Consider the following 23261-nt stretch of genomic DNA (forward strand, 5'->3'; position numbering starts at 1 on the left):
ACAAAACAAATGTTGCGGATTAAAATAAATGTAATAAGAGAAGCGTGAAACGCACAAACCCATAAAAATCTTAAACTTTCTTAAACCTAAAAATATGCCTAAGACTGACATTCTAATAGTAGGTTCTGGTATTTCAGGACTATTTTTTGCCATTAAAACGGCAAGAAAACGCCCCGATTTATCTATTTGTATCATGACAAAAGAAAAGGCTAACAACACCAATACGCAACTTGCGCAAGGAGGAATAGCTGTAGTCACAAATCAATTGAAAGATAGTTTTGAACAGCATATAAAAGATACGCTGAAATCTGGCGCTGGACTTTGTGATGAAGAAATTGTTAAAATGGTTATTCAACAAGCTCCCGAAAGATTAGAAGAACTAATAGAACTTGGTGCCATATTTGATAAAAATAAGGAAGGCCAATGGGATTTAGGACTAGAAGGTGGCCATTCACAACATCGAATTCTACATCATAAAGACAGTTCAGGATTAGAAATTGAAAAAAAGCTCCTTTCAATTATCACTCAAACAGCAAATATTGAACTTTTAGAAAATCATCAGGTCATAGAATTAAATACTGAAACAAAGCGCAATGAAGTGAATTGCACCGGTGCTTTTTTTTATGATAAGAACAATAACGCAATAAAATATATACGTACCAGAGCTATTGTGCTTAGCACAGGTGGCTGCGGACAACTCTTTGAAAACACAACCAATCCTGCAATTGCTACTGGTGACGGAATTGCAATGGCGGCTCGTGCAGGAGTCGAAATCAAAGATATGCAATACATGCAATTTCACCCTACAGCGTTAGCTTCCGGGAATAAAAATCCGCTATTCTTAATTTCAGAAGCTGTAAGAGGTTTTGGAGCCTATATAATAAACGACGAACACAAAAGATTTCTTTTTAAATACGATTTAAGAGGTGAACTAGCTACCCGAGATATTGTTTCCCGTGCTATTAGTATCGAAATGCTCGAAACTCAAAAAAAACATGTATATCTGGATTGCAGGCATTTAGATCAAGCTGATTTTTTTAAACATTTTCCTTCTATTTCCGCCCATTGCAATGCAATAGGTTTATATCCGGAAAAAGATCTGGTTCCAATTGTTCCTGCGGCTCATTACCAATGTGGTGGTATTAAAGTAGACCGCAACGGTGTTACGACAATCAAAAATTTATATGCCATTGGTGAATGTGCCCAGACAGGATTACATGGGAAAAATCGATTGGCTTCTAATTCACTTCTTGAAGCTTTGGTTTTTGCTCATCAGGCATCCAACAACATTGATAAAACTATTGCCGCATTTATTTTTTCTTCCAAAATTCTTCTTCCCAAATTTTCAACCGTAAATATTAAAAATAACTACGAACCGTACCAAATTTTAAAAAAAGAACTACAGAAACTTATAACTTCATTTTATACCAGCGATGAACGCGACACGCATTTAGCAATGCTAAAAATAAAAATGCTAAAAAACGAAGCAGAAAATCTTATAGATAAAAATGAAATTACAATTCCATTTATTGATTTCTCAAATATGCTAACGACGGCCTTAATTATTATTAAACAATGCCAACCTGAAAAAGAACATTCATACTAATTAATAACCTTAAGTCTTTATAACTTCCTATGAAAACAACAAACAAAACCACAATTGGCGAAATCGCAGCTGATGATTTTAGGACGGCAGCAATTTTTTCAAAATATAGCATTGATTTTTGTTATAAAGGTCATCGTACCTTAAAAGAAGCCTGCAAAAAACGAGGCATTGAGGAGTCTCTTTTAATTGAGGAGCTTGATCGTGCAACAAATAATTCGGCCAACCAATCTTTTAATTATAAATCATGGTCATCGGATCTGTTGGCAGACTATATAGAAAAAACACATCATCGATATGTGGCTGAAAAAACACCCGTGTTGCTTAAATTATTAAATGAATTATGTACTCTTCATGGTGAAACATATCCTGACCTCTTTGAAATTAATACTTTATTTACTGAATCTGCCTTAGATCTCTCTGCTAATATGAGAAAAAAAGAACAGATCCTTTTTCCTTTTATAAAAAAAATAAATGAGGCGCATGCGAAAGGATTATTTTTAGAGATAGCACACTTTGGAACTCTTGAAAATCAAATACTTTTAATTAAAGAAGAACATGATACAGTAGGACAACGCTTTAAAAAAATTGCTGCATTAACCAAAAATTATACCGCTCCAGCAGATACCTGCAATACTTATAAAGTAACTTTTGCAATGCTTAAAGAATTTGAACGTGACCTGCACAAGCATATTCATCTTGAGAATAATATTTTATTTCCAAAATCCGTAGCACTTGAAAAAGCTTAGATAAAGTTCTTTAAATTATTAGTTTTATCACACAATCGTTGCACATACTATTCTGAAAAATAATATTCCTTCTAAATCAATTACTAAATCTTAAGGTTAGAATTCGCAGCTCTCCTATTAAAGATTAGATACGAATTCCATCAATCCCCAACGGGACATCCAAACCAAATTCATAAAGCCAATGAAAGACAGCCTCTACTTCCAGTAAGCCAATCTCTTCAAATCCTCCATAAAATGGTGCGTGATTTGTCCTTTTGGGGTCACTACTAAAAAAACGTTAAAACTTAGGTTTTAGCGTTTTTTTTTTATGCTTTTTATATGGTTTTCACAATCTTTATCTTACTTAAATACACGGTTTAGACATCCTGTTGAGGTGACTAGTCAGGATTTAAACCAAACTTAACATATTGATTTACAGACGAAAAACATTCAACCTATCTTTATATTAAGAATAATTTAACATTAAAAAACTAAATTATGAATTATAGAGATGAGCAAAACAAGGAAAAAATATCTCCAGAACAGGCACAGAAAATGCTTAAAAAGGAAGGAATGAATGTAACAGTTGAGCAGGCAGAAGAAATATTATACTTTCTTCGGAAGCTAGCTAATATTCAAGTACAACACTATTTGGAGAAAAATACGAATAAGAAATGATCATTTTTCAAATTATAATACTGATCCGTAGAAGTTAATTACATTAATCTTTTACTAAAAACTCATGATACAAAACACTAGATCTTTTTTTAGTGAAGCATAAATAGTATCTTGCAAAAAATGTAGCATACACTATTAATTTATTATTAGTAATAGAAAAGAGAATGAATAAACAACAACTTGCAGCTAAAATATGGGAATCAGCAAATCAAATGCGTTCCAAAATTGAGGCAAATGAATATAAGGATTATATCTTAGGTTTTATTTTCTATAAATACCTTTCAGAAACAGAATTACAATTCCTTAAAAAAGAAGACTATACCAGTGCCGATATAAAAGAACTAAAAGAAGAAGACATCGAAAGTGTTGAACATATCAAAACTAACATTGGATATTTCATTGCTTATGAAAATTTATTTTCAACTTGGTTAAATAAAGGAAAAGATTTTGATGTAGCAAATGTAAGAGATGCATTATCAGCTTTTAGTCGATTAATAAGTCCTAAACATAAAAAACTATTCGATGGCATTTTTGATACCTTACAAACAGGATTAAGTAAATTAGGAGATAGTGCCGCTTCACAAACAAAAGCAATTAGCGACTTATTACACTTAATCAAAGACATCCCAATGGATGGCAAGCAAGATTATGATGTACTGGGTTTTATTTACGAATATCTTATCGAAAAGTTTGCAGCAAATGCAGGTAAAAAGGCTGGGGAATTTTACACGCCCAACGAAGTTTCGGTATTAATTTCTGAAATCATTGCCGACCATTTAAAAGATAGAAAAGAAATCCAAATTTACGATTCAACAAGTGGTTCGGGTTCCTTGCTAATTAATATTGGTAATAGTGTAGCCAAACACATCGACGATAAAAACAACATCAAATATTACGCTCAAGAGCTAAAGCAAAACACCTACAATTTGACAAGAATGAACTTGGTAATGCGTGGCATTTTAGCAAACAATATTGTAACACGTAATGGTGATACCTTAGAAGAAGATTGGCCTTACTTTGATGAGAATGATCCAATCCATTCTTACAATGCCTTGTATGTAGATGCAGTAGTCTCAAATCCACCATATTCGCAAAAATGGGACTCTTCACACAAAGAAGCCGATCCAAGATATGCACGATTTGGTTTGGCTCCAAAAGCAAAAGCAGATTATGCGTTTTTGCTCCATGATTTATACCATATCAAACCCGATGGAATTATGGCTATTGTTTTGCCTCATGGCGTTTTGTTTAGAGGTGGTGAGGAAAGTGCCATTCGTCAAAAATTAATTGAATCCAATCATATTGATGCCATTATAGGTTTACCGAAAAATATCTTTTTTGGAACTAATATTTCCACAACAATCATCATTTTAAAACAAAAAAGAGCCAATAATGATGTGTTGTTTATCGATGCATCCAAAGGTTTTATCAAAGACGGTAAAAACAACAAACTGAGAGCTTCAGACATCAAAAAAATTGCCGATACCATTCGTGATAGAGTTTCATTATCTAAATATTCTCAACTAGTAGAAAGAGATACCATTCGTCTCAACGAATACAATCTCAATATTCCACGTTATGTTGATTCATCTGAAAATCCCGAAATTTGGGACATCTATGCTTCTATGTTTGGAGGAATTCCAGAAAATGAAATCGATGCCTTAGCCAACTATTTGGAAGCTTTTCCGGGATTGCGTGAAACTTTATTTGAAAAAAATAATGAAGTGAATGCGAAACTAAAAGTAAACGATATCAATAAAGCTATTACAACTCATAAGTCAGTATTGGGGTTTGTTACAAAATTTGGTACATCATTCAAAGATATCGGTAGCTATCTAAAAGACGAATTATTAACTAATTGTCTAACGGTAAAAATCAACCGAGAAAAAACCATCTTGAGCAATGCCATTTTTCAACGTTTAGAAAATATTGATTTAATTGATAAATACGAAGCCTACCAATTGCTTTCTGATAAATGGGATGTCATAAAAGTAGATTTAGAAATCATACAAACCGAAGGTTTTGAAGCTACGACAATTGTTGACCCTAATATGGTAATCAAAAAGAAAAACGGCAAAGACGTAGAAGAGCAACAAGGTTGGAAAGGACGCATCATGCCGTTTGAATTAATTCAGGAAACCTATTTCCAAAAAGAATTAAAAAGCATCCAAGACAAAGAAAACAGAGTGCTAGAAATTGCTTCTGAGTACGAAGAGCAATTAGATAAATTAGCCGAAGACGATAAAGAATCGCAAACCGTAAACGAAACACAAGATGCTTTTGTAAACGCCGAGGTAATCAAAGAAGCCAAACGTATTAGAGCAGAAATAAAAAAGAAAGTTCTAATAGAAAAAGATTCTTTGGAAGCGATTCTTTTAAATGTAGATGAATTAATCACAGAGGAAAAAGCACTAAAAGCCAAAATAAAAGTCGAAAACATCACCTTACACAACAATACAAAAACGTATATCGAAAACCTTTCCGAGGAGCAAGTTTTGAATGTTTTAGAACTAAAATGGATAAGTCCAGTAGTTACTTCATTCAACAGCTTACCAACAATTATCATAAACAATCTAACAAACAAAGTACAAGTATTAGCAGATAAATACAAAACTACATATGCTGATGTAGCTATAGAAATCAACCAAGCCGAAGAAATATTAAAAACTTTACTAGATGATTTACAGGGCAATGAGTTTGACCTACAAGGACTAAACGAACTAAAAGCTTTATTACATGGAGAAGCATAAAAAAAAGGTAGAAAAAAACAAACCAGAAATACATTTTAAAGATGAATTTGGTCTATGGCAAACATGGAAAATTGGTGATATTCTAACTGAAAAGAGTCGTTCTATCAGTTTAGAAGACAACAAAGACTATCAATTAGTTACGGTAAAAAGAAGAAATGAAGGTGTTGTCTCAAGAGGAAAATTAAAGGGTAAAAATATTTTAGTTAAAAATTACTTCGAGGTTAAAGAAGGAGATTATATAATTTCTAAAAGACAGGTAGTACATGGTGCAAATGGAATTATTCCTAAATCTCTTCACAAAGCTGTTGTGTCTAACGAATATTTAGTAGCTACTTCAAATGAAAATATAACTACACAGTATTGGACGTTAATTTCTATGCTTCCACAAATGCATAAAATATTCTTTTTGAGTTCATATGGTGTTGATATTGAAAAACTAGTATTTGATGTTAATGACTGGAAGAAAAGAGTTCTAACTATTCCTGATATAAATCAACAAAATAGGATCACCGAGTTTTTTGAAACACTCGACAAACTACTAAAAGAGCACAAACAAAAGCACAATAAACTTAAAGCGCTTAAAAAAGCCATGTTGGCCAAAATGTTTCCACAGCAAAGTCAAACCTCTCCAGAGATTCGTTTCAAAGGATTTGTTGGAGATTGGGAGAAAATTAAATTAGGTGATAAAGTCCCAGTAAGAGGTGGTTATGCATTCAAAAGTATTTGTTTTAGAAAAGAAGGCGTTCCAATTGTGAAGATTTCAAATATACTTGCTACTGGTGAGGTAGGTGGAGATTTTTATTTTTATGATGAAATAGATAAAGATATTGACATCTCCTTACCAAATGGATCTGCTGTAATTGCAATGTCAGGTGCAACAACTGGTAAAGTTTCAATTTTAAAAATTTCAGAAAATGAAAAAGTTTATCAAAATCAACGAGTAGGATACTTTGAAAATAAAGATCTTATTGATTATAGTTTTATATCTACATTGGTAAAATCATCACTTTTTGAAAGAAAGATGAAATCAGTATTAGTAGCTGGTGCTCAGCCAAATGTTTCGCCAAAACAAATAGATTCTTTCGAATTCTTAATTCCAGATAATAAAGAAGAACAAAGAAAGATAGGTGAATATTTTAATAACCTTGATAAGTTAATAAGCAATCATAATATCCAAATAAAAAAACTAAACAACATCAAAAAAGCATTTTTAGCCAAAATGTTTATATAAAAAACACACTATGTCGTTTACTACCGAAACCGCATTTGAAGAAGCCCTAATACATTCCCTAACTGCTCAAAAAGGCTGGGAAAAAGAAGTATTAAAACATCCTACCGAGAAAGATTTGTTAGTCAATTGGGCAAATATCCTGTTTGAAAACAACAGAACCATTGACCGTCTCAACGATCACCCATTAACAGAGGGCGAAATGCAACAAATTGTAGAGCAAATCAATGCTTTGCGTACACCACTTAAGTTAAATGGTTTCATCAACGGGAAAACGGTTGCCATTACTCGCGATAACCTAAACGATACTTTACATTTTGGGAAAGAAGTAAGTTTAAAAATATACGACCGCCACGAAATAATTGGTGGTCAAAGTCGTTACCAGATTGCACAACAACCTATCTTTAAATCCAAATCCAGTATTTTAAATGACCGTCGTGGCGATTTGTTGTTGTTAATCAATGGTATGCCACTTATACATATTGAGTTGAAAAAGAGCGGTGTTTCGGTAAGTCAGAGCTATCATCAAATAGAAAAATACTCTCGTAATGGCATTTTTTCTGATTTATTTTCTTTGGTACAAATCTTTGTCGCCATGGAACCCGAAGAAACAATTTACTTTGCCAATCCTGGTCCTGATGGTAAATTCAACAAAGATTACTATTTTCATTGGGCAAACGTTGACAACGAACCCATAAACCATTGGAGCGAAATTGCTTCTACCCTGCTTTCTATTCCTATGGCACACCAACTTATTGGTTTTTATACAGTGCCAGATGATACAGATGGAGTTTTAAAAGTAATGCGCAGTTATCAGTATTTTGCTGCTAATGCCATATCCGACAAAGTAGCCAAAACCGATTGGAAAAACAAAAATTCCTTGGGTGGATATATTTGGCACACCACAGGTTCGGGTAAAACAATGACCAGTTTCAAATCAGCTCAATTAATAGCCAATTCTAAAGATGCTGATAAAGTAATTTTCTTAATGGATCGTATCGAATTAGGAACACAATCACTAAAAGAATACCGAGGATTTGCAGATGAAGGAGAAGATGTTCAGGCAACAGAAAATACAGGAGTTTTAGTGACAAAACTCAAAAGCAACGACCCGGCCAATACATTGATTGTTACCTCTATTCAAAAAATGAGCAACATCAATAATGAAGAGGAAGGATTAAACACACACGATATTGAACTTATTAATAAAAAAAGAATTGTCTTTATTGTTGACGAGGCACATCGCTCTACAATGGGTACAGAAATGCTTCCAACGATAAAAGAAACCTTCACTTCCGCTATATTTTTTGGTTTCACAGGTACACCGATTCATGAAGAAAATAAAAAGAAATTAAATACTACGTCAACAGTTTTTGGTGATGAATTGCACCGTTATAGTATTGCCGATGGTATCCGGGATAAAAATGTATTAGGTTTTGATCCTTATAAAGTATTAACCCACAGAGACCGCGATTTGCGTAGAGAGGTAGCTTTAGAGAAAGCAAAGGCAGCAGATGAAGCCACTGCTATAGCAGACTCAAAGAAAAGAGAAATTTATAACAGATTCATGAGCGACGTACAAATGGCAGGTTATGTCGATGATTCAGGGATTTATGTAAAAGGAATCGAAGATTATATACCAAAATCGCAATATGACCTCGAAGGACATTTCCAAAAGGTGGTAGAAGACATTTTAGAGAACTGGTTTAGGCTAAGCCAAAACGGTAAATTCCATGCCATTTTTGCCACATCAAGTATTGCCGATGCTATAGACTATTATCGTATAATAAAAGCCACAAAACCCGATTTAAAAGTTACCGCACTTTTCGACCCGAACATCGATAACAACGGCAATACAGAATACAAAGAAGATGGTCTGGTTGAAATTATTACCGATTATAACGAGCTTTACAACCAAGACTTCAATTTAGCAAAACATGGTAAATTAAAAAAAGACATTGCAGCTCGTTTGGCTCATAAGGCACCGTACATCAGAATTAAAAACAAACCAGATGAACAAATAGATATTTTAATAGTTGTAGATCAAATGTTGACAGGTTTCGATTCCAAATGGATCAATACCTTGTACATGGACAAAGTGTTGAAATATGAAAATATCGTTCAAGCCTTTTCACGTACAAATCGTCTTTTTGGTCATGATAAACCTTTTGGTACTATTCGTTATTACAGATTCCCTCACTCAATGGAAAGGAATATTAATGATGCTATAAAATTATATTCAGGAGACAAACCAATAGGCTTGTTTGTAGAACACTTAGATACTAATCTAAATGCGATGAATCATGCTTTTACTCAAATAACTCAGTTATTTATATGTGCAAGAATAGAAAATTTTGAACGTTTACCTGATGATTTGTCAGAAAGAGGAAGATTTGCATCATTGTTCAAAGAACTCAATCTACATTTAGAAGCGGCAAAAATCCAAGGTTTTACTTGGAAAAAATTAATATACCCATTTGGTACAGGAAAAAGTAAAATGGTAATCGAATTAAACTTTGATGAAAACATCTATTTAGTATTAGTGCTACGTTATAAAGAATTATTTAATTCTAATGGCGGTGGCAATACCTCTTCCGATATACCATTTGAAATAGAAAGTTACCTGACAGAGATTGATACCGAAAAAATTGATGCTGATTACATGAACTCTCGTTTTGAAAAGTACCTTAGAAATCTTAAAAAAGAAGATATCGATGCTGCTGACTTACAAAATACATTAGATGAATTACATAAGACATTTGCATTTCTTTCTCAAGAAGAACAAAAGTATGCCAACATTTTCATTCACGATGTACAAAGCGGTGTTGTGATATTAGAAAGGGGAAAAACATTCAGAGAATATATTACAGAATATCAATACAATTCTAAAAACGACCAAATAAAAAAAATAGCAAGTAATCTAGGTTTAGACGAGATTAAGCTCCGAAATTTAATGGACATCGGTATTAATAATGTAAACATCAACGATTACGGTCGTTTCGACGAACTAAAAAACACAGTAGACAAAGTTAAAGCTAAAGAGTATTTCGAAAAATTAGAGGGAGTTACATTACCAGCATTCAAGGTAAATATTAGAATTCACAATATTTTGGAAAAATTTATTATTGAGGGCGGGTTTGAAGTTGTTGAGTAAAATAAAAAATAGTTCTCATTAAATAGAGGGTTCAGTGATTTTAAACCAATTATTGAACATAAGTGATTAAAGCGATTTTTTATGGCTAAATTAGATTTTGAATTCTATGTAAGTCCAGACGGGACTGACCATAAAGCACTATTTGAAAGACAGATAAATAATAAATGTCCTGAATACTTGGATAACTTACAAGAAGTAATTGATAATGGAGTTCAAGTTACTTCGGAGGAATTTTTTGCTTACGGATTATTTGAAGATTATAACCCTCATAATCCTGATTTTAGTTCATTTATTGGTTTCAAAGAAATAGCTAAAGATCGAAAAAGAGAATTTGATAGTATTTTTTCAATAAATGGAACTATTTCTTTTAATCATTCAGATAATACTACACAACAAATATGTTATGCGGGATGTGGCGGAACATTAATGACTGCAAACAAACTATTTGGTTTAAATAATTCAGATTATATTAGAATACCCGAAAAGAAAGGAAGACCTGCTAAAGGAGCTGCCAAAGGAATAAATAAGACATTAGATTTTGAATATCTATATTCGAATGGGGAACGTTTCTTTAGAGTAGAATGCAAAGGGATGCAAGGATTGGATGCAGATTATGGTAGTAAAGCGAAAGATATTATCGCAAAAAAAACAGCACAACCGTCAGGTGCAGGAGATATTAGTTTTGGAATCATTACCATAATTCCTGTTCGACCTGATAATAGAAATGCAAAATGTATTTTAGTTGATCCAGAAGTACCTGATTTAGAGTTTTCTCCCAAAGACTATTTGTTTTACTCAAAACTAAGATATTATGCTACTAGATTTAGTAATCTAGGGAATCCAAATTGGTTACAGAAAATTAAAAATTATATTCTTGAAGAAGATAGTATTCAAAGTCAGAAATTAGAAATCTATCCTTATTTTACAATAAATAGTAGTATTCCTTTAAAAATGTTATTGAGATCATTTTTAAAATTTGATGAGTTTTTCCCGTGGCCTCACTTTTTTAGAACCGAAACTTTTAACATTGACGATAAAATAGTTTGGGGAAGGATAATCGAAATAAGGCCAAATGCATATTTGATGTATGGCTTTACAAGTGAATTATTTGAAATAATAAATAATGGAACAATTGAAGATTTTATAAATTTTAAAGAAGAATCAAGCGATATTTTTTGGAAAGGAGAAACGAGCTTGAATGGAAGATCTAATGATAAAATTTTCCTTGGTGGAAACTTTTCAATTTTAAGTACTGGTGAAGTTATTGGTAACTTAAATAAAATAGATTAATTTTTTAAATACCTAAAAATGTAGTCAGAATTAATATTCCAAATTAGCTATCATTTACAAAAAAATTATAGCTTATTTACTAATATACAAAGAAACACATCTTAAATTTAGAATTATGCCGCGCCAGTTCAATAAAAACACAAAACTTGATCAAGGATATTTGATTTCAAAATAAACATAATTATGCATTCGTTTGATTGGAGCTAATACCTTTTTTGCACAAAAAGTTTACACTGTGTTTTTTAATTTAAATAAATTTATCGGATTACATTTTATGATAAAAGTATTTATAAATTAAATACATTTTTTCCACCGATCCCCAACAGGACATCCAAACCAAAATACTGATGACATATAAAGACAACTCCTACATATAGTAAGCCAATCTCTTCAAATCTTCCATAAAATTTCTAGAAATTTGTCCCGTAGAGGTCACAACAATTTAAGGTATATTTAACAAAATATACCTTTTTTCATGTCTTTTTCTTACTATTTAACAAGTATATATCCTTAAAAAATGAGATGGTTTGGAAATCCCGAAGAGTTACCTCGACAGGATTCAAACCGTCAAGTATTTATATTTCAAATACTTACAAACACAAACATTCGGAATATTCGCAAATTTAACAGAAAACCAAAAGTTGATTTTGTTTAATCTCATATATTTCTATTTTTTTTAACCCGGATCTTATCTAATTGATTGTTAAAAATTATCAAACATAAAAATTTGAAGATATGAAAACTGAAATCGATTTAAAAAAACAAATTACTTCTAAAAAAGCGATCAAAATACTTAAAAAAGAAGGTATGAATGTGACAGCTAAAGAAGCTGAAGAAATATTATTTTTTCTCAGAAAACTAGCAAATATTGCAGTTACTAAGTATTTAAATGACTGTGATTCTAAGAGTAAAAAAATTAAAAACACTCAAAAAAAACTGACAGAAAAACGCAAAACGAAGGTAATATATTGCAAGCCTTGTACTATCGCACATAGGGTTCAGTAATATTATAATTAAAAAACTATACACTGATTCATTTATCACAAACAATTGATTGTTATATTTTAAATCAATAGGTATCATAATGGGCTTTATAATTAAAAAGAAGGCTCTTAGCCTTCTTTTTAATAACCTACGAGCCGTCTTCCAATCTTATTATGATAAAAAAATTACATTAGATTTTATCGAATTTTAGAAACAATATTATTTTATTTCAATCTGCAAATATTTTCCTTCTTGATTCCTGCCAAAATCAATATAGATTTCACCATCGGAATTAGTTGTCAATAAATTTCTTTTAACCTTCTGTCCCTTTTGATGCACCCTCCACCCTCTTGACATTGAGGAATATTTGGCATTAGCACTCGTGTCACACAAAGAACCGTCTGAAATTATGGTAACACGAGGATTTACAAGCTTTAAAAATTCAGTATGGTATGCAGATTCTCTTCCATGGTGAGGCGCTATCAATATATCCGCATTTTTAACGGCATCCCTAAAATCACTTCGCTCCATCAGAAGTTCTAAAGACTCATACTCGTTATCCCCCGGAATAATAATTTTCAGTCCCTCATATTGAAGTACTGAAAATATACTTATATTATTAAGGTTATCATTCAGCTCCTCGGTCTGAAAAACATTTATTTTAACCCCGCCGTAATTATCCGGATTCGAAATCGTTGTTGAATCGGTTGCATCCTCCGTAAAAGACTCATCAAGCTCAAAAAACTTGTTGAATTTTGGTCTATCTCTTTCGCTAATACCCTGCAATATCGCTTTCTTATCTAAGGAAACCGGCCTGTGCAGAGAGACAAGGTTAAATTTATCTAAGTTGAGAATGTCATCAATATGATCACGATGCGGATGGGTAATAACTAGATAATGAATATCTCTAATTTTGTAATGGTCATACAAGGTTTCTAATGGACTGCGGTCCTCACTGTTCTCAGAGTAATCTCCTCTACCCAGATCATAAACCAGATTTTTATTATTTGGTGTTCTTACAAAAATTGCATTTCCATGCTTCACGTCCCATACACGTACTTTTAAGTTTCCCATATCTTTAAGATTTAAAAAGTAAAAGATTAATATTAAGTTTACGTTTTGCTATTGTATAAACCTGTTTAATTTCCCTTTGCTATACGGGTTTATACCTCGCTGTTTCATTTGTTTTCAAATCCATACCATCAATTTACATCTGTAAAAAACAATATCCTCTTACTTTATTGAACATTACATATGCAAATTCATTGAAAATACTGAACCGATTACTTGTTTTTTATTCTGAAGATATTAAAATTGGGGCATACAATTTTACCTGAAGCTCAGTAATGCATTCGGCATGTTTAACCAAAGCGTCTATCTGCTTGATCTCAAGCTTTGTCAGGTTTGTCTTTACGCCTCTTGCGGTTGTCAATTCAGCATCCGTGGGTTTTTGGGCAATAATTTCAGCATATTTGATGCTACGCATCAAACGTTCCTGGATTACATCCCATTTCTCACTGTCAATTTCAACTTGGGATATCCCATGCAGTTCTGCGACTTCCTTTAAAACTGCTCCCTTTTTTAAATTATCCATAAATCCATCAAGGCAGCTTTCTAAGTCCCATCCAAGGGACTGATAAGCTATTGACTTTTGATTAAATCTATAATTGTCGTATACATGCTGGATCATCTGATAGTTTTTTATTCTGTTCATGAAAATTTCACTGGTTCTCATAAGAAGCTGCAGCACATTATTGAAGGAACTTATCTTTGGCATCATGTTTCCGGCATCACTAACAATTACTACATCACATTCGTATGAACTATTTTTTTGTGTCAGCTTATGCACACCCTGATTATCATAGACTCCTCCATCTACTAAACAGGGTCTAATGCTTTCAAAATCACTTTCATCTTGAAAATATTTTTTATCAATAAATATCGGTGTAAATGCAAACGGAACACAGGTAGAAGCAGCCACTGCAAGAGAAATGGGAAATTGTTCAGGTTTAAATCTTATCGATTTATGCCCTTTTCCCGGATGCTCATACAATGAATCACTCATTTTGTTTTTAGAAAAAGTAAAGGGTCTCCCTGTTTCAAGATTGGTTGCATTTATCGCTATTAGCGGCGTTGGATTAAAATCTTTCAAAGCCTTTCCTTCAAAAAACCATTTAGAATAAAGTCTGTTAATAATAGTACTGACTGGAAATATTTTAAACTGAAAAATAAGCACGCAGCATATCATGGAAATCAGAAGAAGAGTCGACACCCACGCGAAACGTGTAAATAATAAATATAGCGATAACAAAACTATGGAAATCAAAAAGAAAGCTATGCAGATAAACCTAAAGGAAAGCAAGATTCCTTTAATTATGCTTTTTTGTACGATGGCTTTTAAACACTTTTCAAAATCTTCAAAATTTTCACCTTTCAATCCGTAACAGGCCCCAGTAATTGATCCCCCAGAAATAGTAGAAATTACATCCACTTTTTCAAGAATTCCCATTTCACGTAACTTTCGTAATGTTCCAAGATGATAAATAGCAGCCCTGTATCCGCCTCCCGACAATGATAATCCAATCTTAAATTTTCTATCTTTTATTTTAATCATATATAAAAGGTATTATTTTATTTTTTGTTACAATTACAGCACAGGTAGGAATTGGAATCTGCTTGTTTATCACCTGCAGTTTCTCAATGGAAACCATATCCTGACCGCTTAATGTTTCCAAATTCATTGGATGTGTATGCCACTCCCCTACGTAGCCGATAACCTGCCCTGTCTGGTACTTTATATCATCAACCAGATTTGCAAGACCTTCAATACCGCGGTTAAAAGCCACAGGAGAACTCGTGCTGTCAGCCGGCTGCTCAATTACATCATAGATATGCAACGTTTTTGTTTTGTAACTCGCAATACCAATCAGTATGCCGCCAGTTTCATTGGGCGCATGTGAATTGCAGAGGTCCAGCAGTTTCCTGCTGAGACCCGACAAAAATCTTAACGTCCAACGGCTATCATTTTTACTTTCGTAAACTTCAAACGGTTCCACACAATACCTCTTATTCGAAATCTGTGGAAAATTATCCGCAGATTTCCTGAAAACATTCAGATAAATAAATCCACTTTTCAAAAAATCCTCAAAAGGGTAAGCTGCAAGAACTTGCGAGAATGCCGCGCCATGGAAGCTTATTAAATCATCAGCCATTACATTGGTAACCGAACTGCATCCCAGCCCGATATCTAAAACATCCAGCTCTCTATCTGCATCTCCTATCCGCCAATTTGCCAACTCTGAATTCTCAACTGCTAAATAACAGGCCAAATAGATAAGATCATCCATTCTCGGGTTATTGGCTGAACCTTGTAAGTATAATAATCCAATCTCACCACAATCAACAATTTCACATTTAGCGTAACGAGCATTTATTACATCCTGCCTCTCAATGAGATTATGCATCACACCAGGGCTGGCCGTTGAATCTACTATCAGTTTATACTTTGCAACCTCTTCGTTTTTAACAAAAGATATCGGCCTATCAAAAAAAACAAAATTATTTGTTGCATCAAGTTCATAAAATGCTTTTATTTCCTCAACAACAGCTTGCGATTTTTTTCGGCCCACATGATTTGAAAATAAGACATGTCTTCCAATATTATGCTGCTGGAAACTATCATGATCAACAACACCAAGTACATTTTTACCTGAGCGGGCATCGTGCATAATTATTTTCGATCCCAGTGAACCTGCTCCAACATATAAAGTTTCTGCCAATCTTGTTTCATTACTTAATGATGATGCCTGCTCTGCCGTAAAAGGCTGGGAATGGGAGGAAATACAAACCTCTTCCTCATCATTAACCAATCCGCTAAAATCATCGTTTAAGATGAGAGTGTAGGTAAAGAATTCATAAGTTCCCTCATACCCAATCACTTTATAAGGTCTCTTAATTGCATGAGTCATCACTAGAAGTGATCTCAAAGGCACATTACCCACTTTTAAAGCTGACAACATTTCAGCAATATCAATTCCTCTAATCTTTAAAAACCCTTTCAGTTCCCCATAATTAGCCGGCAGATTTGTAAAATATGCCGGTTCTTCATTCTGATCAGGATCCCATATCAAAAGAGAATAAAATGGAAGTACTTTACTGTTATGATCCCTACTTTTATTCTCGACTTTTGATATTGCCTCCCTAAATTTGTCAAGACTGATAAAGGGGATGTCCGAAATTGATTTGAAAGCCCTCTCATTTTCTGCTTCTCCAGTATAAGCGGAACTTAAAATAAGCGCCAGTGGGTAACTCTCTACAAATCTTCGATTCTCACTCACGATATCTCTGAAAGTTTCATATTTGAAAACATGTTTTCCCAGTGATGTATTCAGACGCACAGGATCAAACTCGTTATTGTCTGTTACAAGGGTTCCAATCGCTGCCTTGAAAAACCATTGAGCCGCAATTATTAGCAAATCTCCAATGGTCTTAGTTGCAAACCACTCGTCCAAACTTCCGCGAACCAAACACAATACAGCCGGTTTCCCTTCATCTGAATAATACAGATGAGGCAGCCTGCTTTTAGGAAATGTCTTTCTGTCAGACATAATCAACGGTGCAGCCTCTGGATATCTATGCAAAGCTATCTTTACCAGTATTGGTTCGACAGCTAATATATTATTATCTATAGAACCGCGTGCAGGAAGGGAAACATTATAACTTGTCGCAATTACAATGTGATGCTCATCCCAGACAAATACCTGTAGAGAGGGATCATTAAAATACGCTTTGACCTGTTCTACTGCTTCAGCAGTTTTAGCACTCAGCTGCCCGCTGTATGCTTCTAAATGGAAACTATACTGCATCAGCCCTGAGAAATTATCGATGACGCGGCACCGCTTCCTCCGGCAGAAGTAGCTGCTCCAGAAATCTTTTGCTTAAAAGCCCTTGCAGGACCATTTTTAGTGATTTCGAAAACAATTGGTTCCGGTTTTGATTCTTTAGGCTCAACAGCCGTATTTAGAAATTTTTCCTTTGATTCAATTTTTTTAATATACTCAACCTTTGCATCATAATACGGCGGATTATCATCATTGTTTACGATTTTTTTACTGGAAGCAATAACAAACGCTCCTGGTTTTGCATAATCAAGTGCCTCCAGAGAGGTCTCAATTACCTCGTCTTTGTCAGTATCGTTGAAAAATGTCCAAGAGCAGTGATGAGGAGCCATAAACAAATCCCAATCCAATGCTTTTTCCGTTTTATCATTTCCATATCTAGTGGTTCTATCAATTATCTGTTTCCAGGTACTATGATCGGAATCACCTCCAAAAATGGCCTGACACGAAAATTCCGTATCCCAAGAATTTTCTTTGAATCTTGCCTGAAAAACAATACTTGCCGAATTTTTATCTTTTTCAGGAGAATCTAAATGAATTTTAAATGGAGCATGAATAAAAATTGAAAACTTATCCTGCACCCTGTCATTAAAGCTAACGACTACCTCACCAGGTTTTGAACGCAGATCATCCAAATCATCATATTTTTTACTTCCGTCATAACCGATTATTCGAATCCTGTTTCCAGGAAGGTCCTTTTTTAGATCTCCTTTTCTATGCAGTTCTAATCTCCGTTCCGCCTCTTGCTGGTAAGCATCTTCATCCTCATTACTGTACTGCTCAGCAATCATTGGCGAGAACCACATAGCATCAACTCTGATAAGATTTTTGTCTTTATCAGCCTTCGAATAATCTCCCGGAGCTCCTGTGTAGAAATTCTTTTTAAATCCACGGCAATGGTCATGATCGCCATGGGTAAGAATAAAAACGTCTAAATACGGAATGCCATCAGAATCTTTCTTTATAGATTCCAATAGTTCCGCATGAACATCACATAATTGATCATCTTCCTTTGCGGACTCTCTAATATTACAGTCGATAAGTATTCTTGTTCCATCTTCCAGCGTAATAAGGGACTGGTCTCCATTGCAAACAGGAAAATATTTAATTGAATTTTTAAGAGCACTACTCATATTGTAATCCTCCTTCCGTGATTAAAACAATCTGAAAAATAGGATTTTCAGTTAATCTTAGTAATTTTAAATTGGTTAAGTTCGGTAAAACAACATTTTTCTTCTTCGTCATATACTTTTTTTTAGAAGTTGCCCAAGTTTATTAGTCGGTATTGGGATTTAGACCGAGAAGTACATAAAAAAAATTTGCAGGAGAAAAAAAATAAAATAGTTTTGCACCTTTAAATTAAAAGTAAAGCTTTACTTCTACAAGAATTACTTTAGCAAGAATAAGAGTCCTTAGGATTGGCGTTCACGGGACTCTTTTACTTACTCTAAAAGGATGCCAGATTCGTTAATATCTGTTAAATTGTCTTAATATTTATCGTTTTTAACAACAGAATTCGACAAAGTGCTAATCTTTATCGATAAAATGTATAAATTATTCCTAAATATCCATGACACACGATTTGTAAAAACCACGACATAATGTCATTAATATTACGGATTTCCATAAAAACATACGCCACAATGTCAATTATCATGACATAATGTGCAGATTATTTAAATTTAAAATCTAAATAAAACTTTTTTCTATCCTGTTATTTCTAGACATTGTCTAAAACCGGTACCATCTTATTTATTTTTACCGCTTTTTTTAAGGTATAAAGTGAAGCAGCAAAATAACTGTCGAAAATTACGCCCAGATACATAAACATTCCAATCTATCATATTTATAAATTGATTGGAATAATAACTTTCAATTTCGAAATGGACAAAATGGAAACTGAAATACTTATCCAATTTCAATAGCGCTTCATACAATCAAAAACGTATCTCTCTTTCTCCTTCTGCGTCAGCTTACACAACTAGATCGCCTTGTGCACTATTGAATGAAATTTTCTATTTATATTAGTAACCAAAGTATAACATTTTTAAAATCAATATGCCAGTAACCAAAGAAATTCCTGAACTTTTAAATGATCTTCTAAAAAGAAGAAATGGCGGAGCAATTAATATTAGGGGAATACAGTATCAAACTTTGTATGCTTGTTCTGTCATTCTTGATAAACTGTCATCCAGAGAAAGCAATAACCATGTTCGACTGGAAGGCATTGAAGACCTAGATCTAATCTCCAATAAAATTATCTGTTCTGACAGCTTATATATACAATTAAAAACATCGGAAAATAAAATGGATGCAGGTAATTTCTGGAATTTAGGAATCCTGCAGAATTTTTTAAATGTATATCTTCTTGATCCTTCAAGCAAATTCAGGCTGGTTTACAATATGAAAATTTCTGACGGGCAGCTAAAAAATCTAATACAGCATAACCTCGATAATAGGAATCTGTATTTTTGGAAACAGAAATTATCCAGACATACCAACTCCGAGTTTGATATACTTTCTTTTTTTAACAGTATTTCTTATCAGCATCAAAGCGAGCAAGAACTGTCTATTTTATGCACAAAACTTCTTTTTGAAAAATGGGATATTACAAAGGGAACAGAAATGCAGTATTTTAAAAGCTTATTCTATCATGTTCTTGATTGGTCCAAAAACAGAAACACCATTACGCATATAGACGTGGCTAAACTGTTTGCAGAAATCAAAGACCAGCATTCCAAGGCAGCTGTTAATCCTGCAGTTACAAACAATTACATCCATGAAGTAGATTTTTACAGCACGGCGGAAAACTCTTTTGATTATTTTGAAGGTAAAGCCGCGCAGCCGTATCATGTTGCTGCCTGTCTTCCCGCCAGACGCAAAAAATGGGAAGAAACCATCTCTGAATCTATGTCAAACTCTAATGTAACCATTATCCGTTCTTCCAGCGGACAGGGCAAATCAACATTGGCTTGGCAGATTGGGCTGGAATTATCTAAGAACAATGCAATCTATCAGCTAAACGTCTGTCGAAATTGGGAGGAAGCAAATGCAATAGCAGATTTTTTAGAGACTAGAATTTATATAGGACAGGATCCAATTGTTATTATTGACGGTCTGAATTCAACAACAGAAAAATGGGGCTTTGTAGTTGAAAAAGTGGGCCAAAAGGGAATAAAATTTCTTGTCACTGCTAGACAGGAGGACTGGTTCCGCTACGGAGGCGATATATCAAGAATTAAAGTAAACCTTGTAGATATCAGTTTATCATTGGACGAAGCCAAAAGCATTTTTGAACAGTTTGAAAAAACACAGAAGCTTCATCAGGATATTACTGCCTGGCAGCCTGCCTACGAACTGGTTCGTGAAAATGGATTACTCATAGAATACACCTTTCTGCTTACAAGAGGCGAAATGATTAGAGAGAGATTGGAAAACCAGCTCAAAACAATCAATCAGACCGCTTCAGGCACTTCAAAATTTGAAATTCTGAGGCTTGTCTCAATGGCAAACTGCATCAATCTTCAGGTGTCCAGCAAGGCATTGCTTAAGCACATTGCCGATACTGTAGGTTTTAGCGGGGATCGTGGAGAAACACTTGCTGAATTAGAAAATGAATATTTCCTAAGTTTCAACAGAACCTATATTGAGGGACTTCATCCAGTTAGATCCTCGCATCTTACAGAACTACTCCACCGAACTATACCAGAAAGCGAAACACTGCTGAATTTATATAAAATATTACAACCTGATCAAAAACCTGATTTTTTTGCAAATGCTGTACTTATTATAAAACCGGAAGAAAAATACGATTTTTATAAATGTGTCGCTGGTGAATTAAAAAACAGCACAGCAATTGAAATGGTCCAGGCCTTAGACGGGATATCACATGCTGAGCCTTTAAGGTATTGGTTTGATAATCGTGACATATTTGATCAGGTTTTTAAAAATGGCGGGCTGGATCTCTTTGTCATGCAAACTATTCCTAAGATTAATTTAACTACATTACAGGAGTTAAAAGTCATATTGGGTGCGCAGTCTTCAAAAATTGATTTTCTTCTAGAAAAATTGCAAGACTTACCGCGATATTCCCTAAAGGAGAGCGATATAAGTTTTTTTGCCCTTGAGCTTTTCAATGGAATGAAGGATTCAAGCAAAAAAATAACGTCCTTCGATGGGCTCTCCAGTCTTACAAAATGGTATAATCGTTTGGGATTCAAACTGGACTTCCTTTTCACCTTCGACGAAGAACTCTTAAAATTGAATGATAACACCGCCTTTAGCGATGCACTCGAAATCTATCAATATTTTCAAATGACTAATCCAGTTGAGTTTAAGAATTACATTAAAAAAAATAGAAAAAATATTCTTAGTTATATTAAAGTAAAAACGGGCTCCATTTCGGTCGAAGAGGGAGATGAAGACAACCTTATAATAAGCTTTATAGTAAAACCTGAAAATATTCTTAAACCACACCAGCAGAGCGTTACGAGAATAGAATCAGCCTATTCATTACTACCCTATTACAGCAGATATGATACCGAGGGCCTCATTCTTCCATTCCCATCTCAGCAAGCTGTAATGGTGGTTCAAACCGATGCTTCCAAGCGTCTAAAACCAAAAGTTCTAATCGATCAGGAAGCGGTGCGCTATAATCAGATCTGGTCAGAAACAATAATTGCCAATTACCATTCAACTTCCGCATACGAATGGCAGGAGCAGATTATAGCTTTGCGAAATCTTGCCCTTGAATGGGCTCGAAAAATAAACAATTACATCGAAGCTCTAATTGAACGCAATCTAATTCAGCAGCAGGTGATACCTGGAGTTCTCCAGATAATAAGCGACAACGTTTCCGAACGGATTCATTTCAAGAAGTCCTACCCAAAATTCGGCAGAAACATGCTTCGAAGGGAAAATAAGTCTATTGACGAAAAAGCAGTGAATGATTGGATTACATCACTTAATAATGCAAACAATCAATTAATAAGCTTCTTTATTCCTAAAGAACCGGCTGCTCGCAATTTAGCATTCATCCAGCTTAAGTCCGTAATTTACAAGTTACAGGAAATGCAGCGGGCGTATGCAAAAATTGAAGCTTTATCCGTTGCCTATTTCAATACAAGCAGTTTAATTGCCAATGAAGACAAAGTATATTCCGACTTAATTAAAACCGTAAATTACTTTTACTCACATGATCCCATTAATAGGTTTTATAAAAAAGGAAAAGATCGTGTTGACCAATGGTATTGTCAGGAGCAGAAGTCTAAATTAAAGACATTGGAAAATATTCTGCTTGCTGGTCAATTTATTCTTGGCCATCAAATATTACCTCCTCAACGACTTGAAGAAACCGAACACCATGTACATACAACTTTAGCAATAATCAATTTTGACTTTAAAAGAATGGATACTATGGAGCTTATATGCAGAGCATTATATCCTCTAGCCGATTTTCCGTCGACATTTTTTACGCTTTTAAATGTGCAAGGTAAAAAGGCTATTGGCGGTCTTCGCTTTACAAAAAGATTTTTTGAGATTATTAGGGATGGTTATAATGGATCAGAAATGGAGGAACTCGATAATTATCTGCCATTGCCTATAGTTCCTGCTGATAACATTAAAGATATCCTACCGGAGATAGAAGCTTTAAATACTGCCTCACTTAATATCGAGATAACAGTAAAGGCAGAGATTATCAACAAATTGTGGGAGTTTTCTAAGTATAAAGCAAAAATAAATCTGGAAAACGGGATCGAAAAAGCATGGTTTGAAAAGTTAACTGCTGATACAATGGGATTAGTAGAAGATCAGCTTAAAAGACTAAACCTTAATCCTACGAATGATTTTTTCATATGGGTAAAAAATAGTCAATCCGAAAAAATAGAAAACAATGATTACACCTATGTTGAGCAACTTTCAACACTTTTACAATAGCAGCCTGAGTA

At 34.0% G+C, this 23261-nt stretch carries 13 protein-coding genes; 9 read left to right on the forward strand and 4 right to left on the reverse strand.

Annotated elements, in window-relative coordinates:
- Positions 1 to 94: 94 nt before the first annotated feature.
- The 8 genes from nadB (at position 95) to ASD98_RS13670 (ending at position 12436) form a co-directional block, all read left to right on the forward strand.
- Positions 95 to 1606, forward strand: coding sequence for an L-aspartate oxidase (nadB, locus tag ASD98_RS13635; protein WP_056205604.1), 1512 nt, complete (start codon positions 95 to 97; stop codon positions 1604 to 1606).
- Between the two features lie 29 nt (positions 1607 to 1635).
- Complete coding sequence (gene ric / locus ASD98_RS13640; RefSeq protein WP_056205606.1) at positions 1636 to 2352, forward strand: iron-sulfur cluster repair di-iron protein; 717 nt, start codon at positions 1636 to 1638, stop codon at positions 2350 to 2352.
- Between the two features lie 477 nt (positions 2353 to 2829).
- On the forward strand, positions 2830 to 3009 hold the full coding sequence (locus tag ASD98_RS13645; protein ID WP_056205608.1) for a hypothetical protein: 180 nt from the start codon (positions 2830 to 2832) through the stop codon (positions 3007 to 3009).
- 164 nt (positions 3010 to 3173) lie between these two features.
- The gene (locus tag ASD98_RS13650) at positions 3174 to 5759 is read left to right on the forward strand and encodes a type I restriction-modification system subunit M (RefSeq protein WP_056205610.1); all 2586 of its coding nucleotides are present in this window, start codon (positions 3174 to 3176) and stop codon (positions 5757 to 5759) included.
- Positions 5746 to 6990 carry a restriction endonuclease subunit S gene (locus ASD98_RS13655; protein ID WP_056205612.1) on the forward strand — a complete coding sequence of 415 codons (1245 nt, stop codon included), beginning with the start codon at positions 5746 to 5748 and terminating at the stop codon, positions 6988 to 6990. Before ASD98_RS13650 ends, ASD98_RS13655 begins: the two co-directional genes overlap by 14 nt.
- A 10-nt stretch (positions 6991 to 7000) precedes the next feature.
- Positions 7001 to 10141 carry an HsdR family type I site-specific deoxyribonuclease gene (locus ASD98_RS13660; protein WP_056205614.1) on the forward strand — a complete coding sequence of 1047 codons (3141 nt, stop codon included), beginning with the start codon at positions 7001 to 7003 and terminating at the stop codon, positions 10139 to 10141.
- A gap of 81 nt (positions 10142 to 10222) precedes the next feature.
- Positions 10223 to 11431 (forward strand): hypothetical protein, encoded by a 1209-nt coding sequence (locus ASD98_RS13665; protein ID WP_056205616.1) that lies wholly within the window; start codon positions 10223 to 10225, stop codon positions 11429 to 11431.
- Positions 11432 to 12166: 735 nt separating this feature from the next.
- Positions 12167 to 12436 carry a hypothetical protein gene (locus ASD98_RS13670; RefSeq protein ID WP_056205618.1) on the forward strand — a complete coding sequence of 90 codons (270 nt, stop codon included), beginning with the start codon at positions 12167 to 12169 and terminating at the stop codon, positions 12434 to 12436.
- Between the two features lie 198 nt (positions 12437 to 12634).
- On the opposite strand, the gene ASD98_RS13675 is transcribed toward ASD98_RS13670, so the two are convergent.
- The 4 genes from ASD98_RS13675 to ASD98_RS13690 all read right to left on the reverse strand — a co-directional run bounded on the left by ASD98_RS13675 (position 12635) and on the right by ASD98_RS13690 (position 18446).
- The gene (locus tag ASD98_RS13675) at positions 12635 to 13489 is read right to left on the reverse strand and encodes a ComEC/Rec2 family competence protein (protein WP_056205620.1); all 855 of its coding nucleotides are present in this window, start codon (positions 13487 to 13489) and stop codon (positions 12635 to 12637) included.
- 220 nt (positions 13490 to 13709) lie between these two features.
- Positions 13710 to 15029, reverse strand: coding sequence for a patatin-like phospholipase family protein (locus ASD98_RS13680; protein WP_056205622.1), 1320 nt, complete (start codon positions 15027 to 15029; stop codon positions 13710 to 13712).
- On the reverse strand, positions 15022 to 17280 hold the full coding sequence (locus ASD98_RS13685; RefSeq protein WP_056205624.1) for a ThiF family adenylyltransferase: 2259 nt from the start codon (positions 17278 to 17280) through the stop codon (positions 15022 to 15024). The genes ASD98_RS13680 and ASD98_RS13685 overlap by 8 nt, the downstream gene beginning before the upstream one ends.
- On the reverse strand, positions 17280 to 18446 hold the full coding sequence (locus ASD98_RS13690; protein ID WP_056205626.1) for a hypothetical protein: 1167 nt from the start codon (positions 18444 to 18446) through the stop codon (positions 17280 to 17282). Before ASD98_RS13690 ends, ASD98_RS13685 begins: the two co-directional genes overlap by 1 nt.
- A gap of 925 nt (positions 18447 to 19371) precedes the next feature.
- On the opposite strand from ASD98_RS13690, the gene ASD98_RS13695 reads away from it, so the two are divergent.
- Entirely contained in the window at positions 19372 to 23250 is a 3879-nt protein-coding gene (locus tag ASD98_RS13695; protein WP_056205627.1) for a hypothetical protein, read from the forward strand.
- Positions 23251 to 23261 lie beyond the last annotated feature (11 nt).

This window comes from Flavobacterium sp. Root186 (genome assembly GCF_001428525.1).
Lineage (GTDB): Bacteria > Bacteroidota > Bacteroidia > Flavobacteriales > Flavobacteriaceae > Flavobacterium.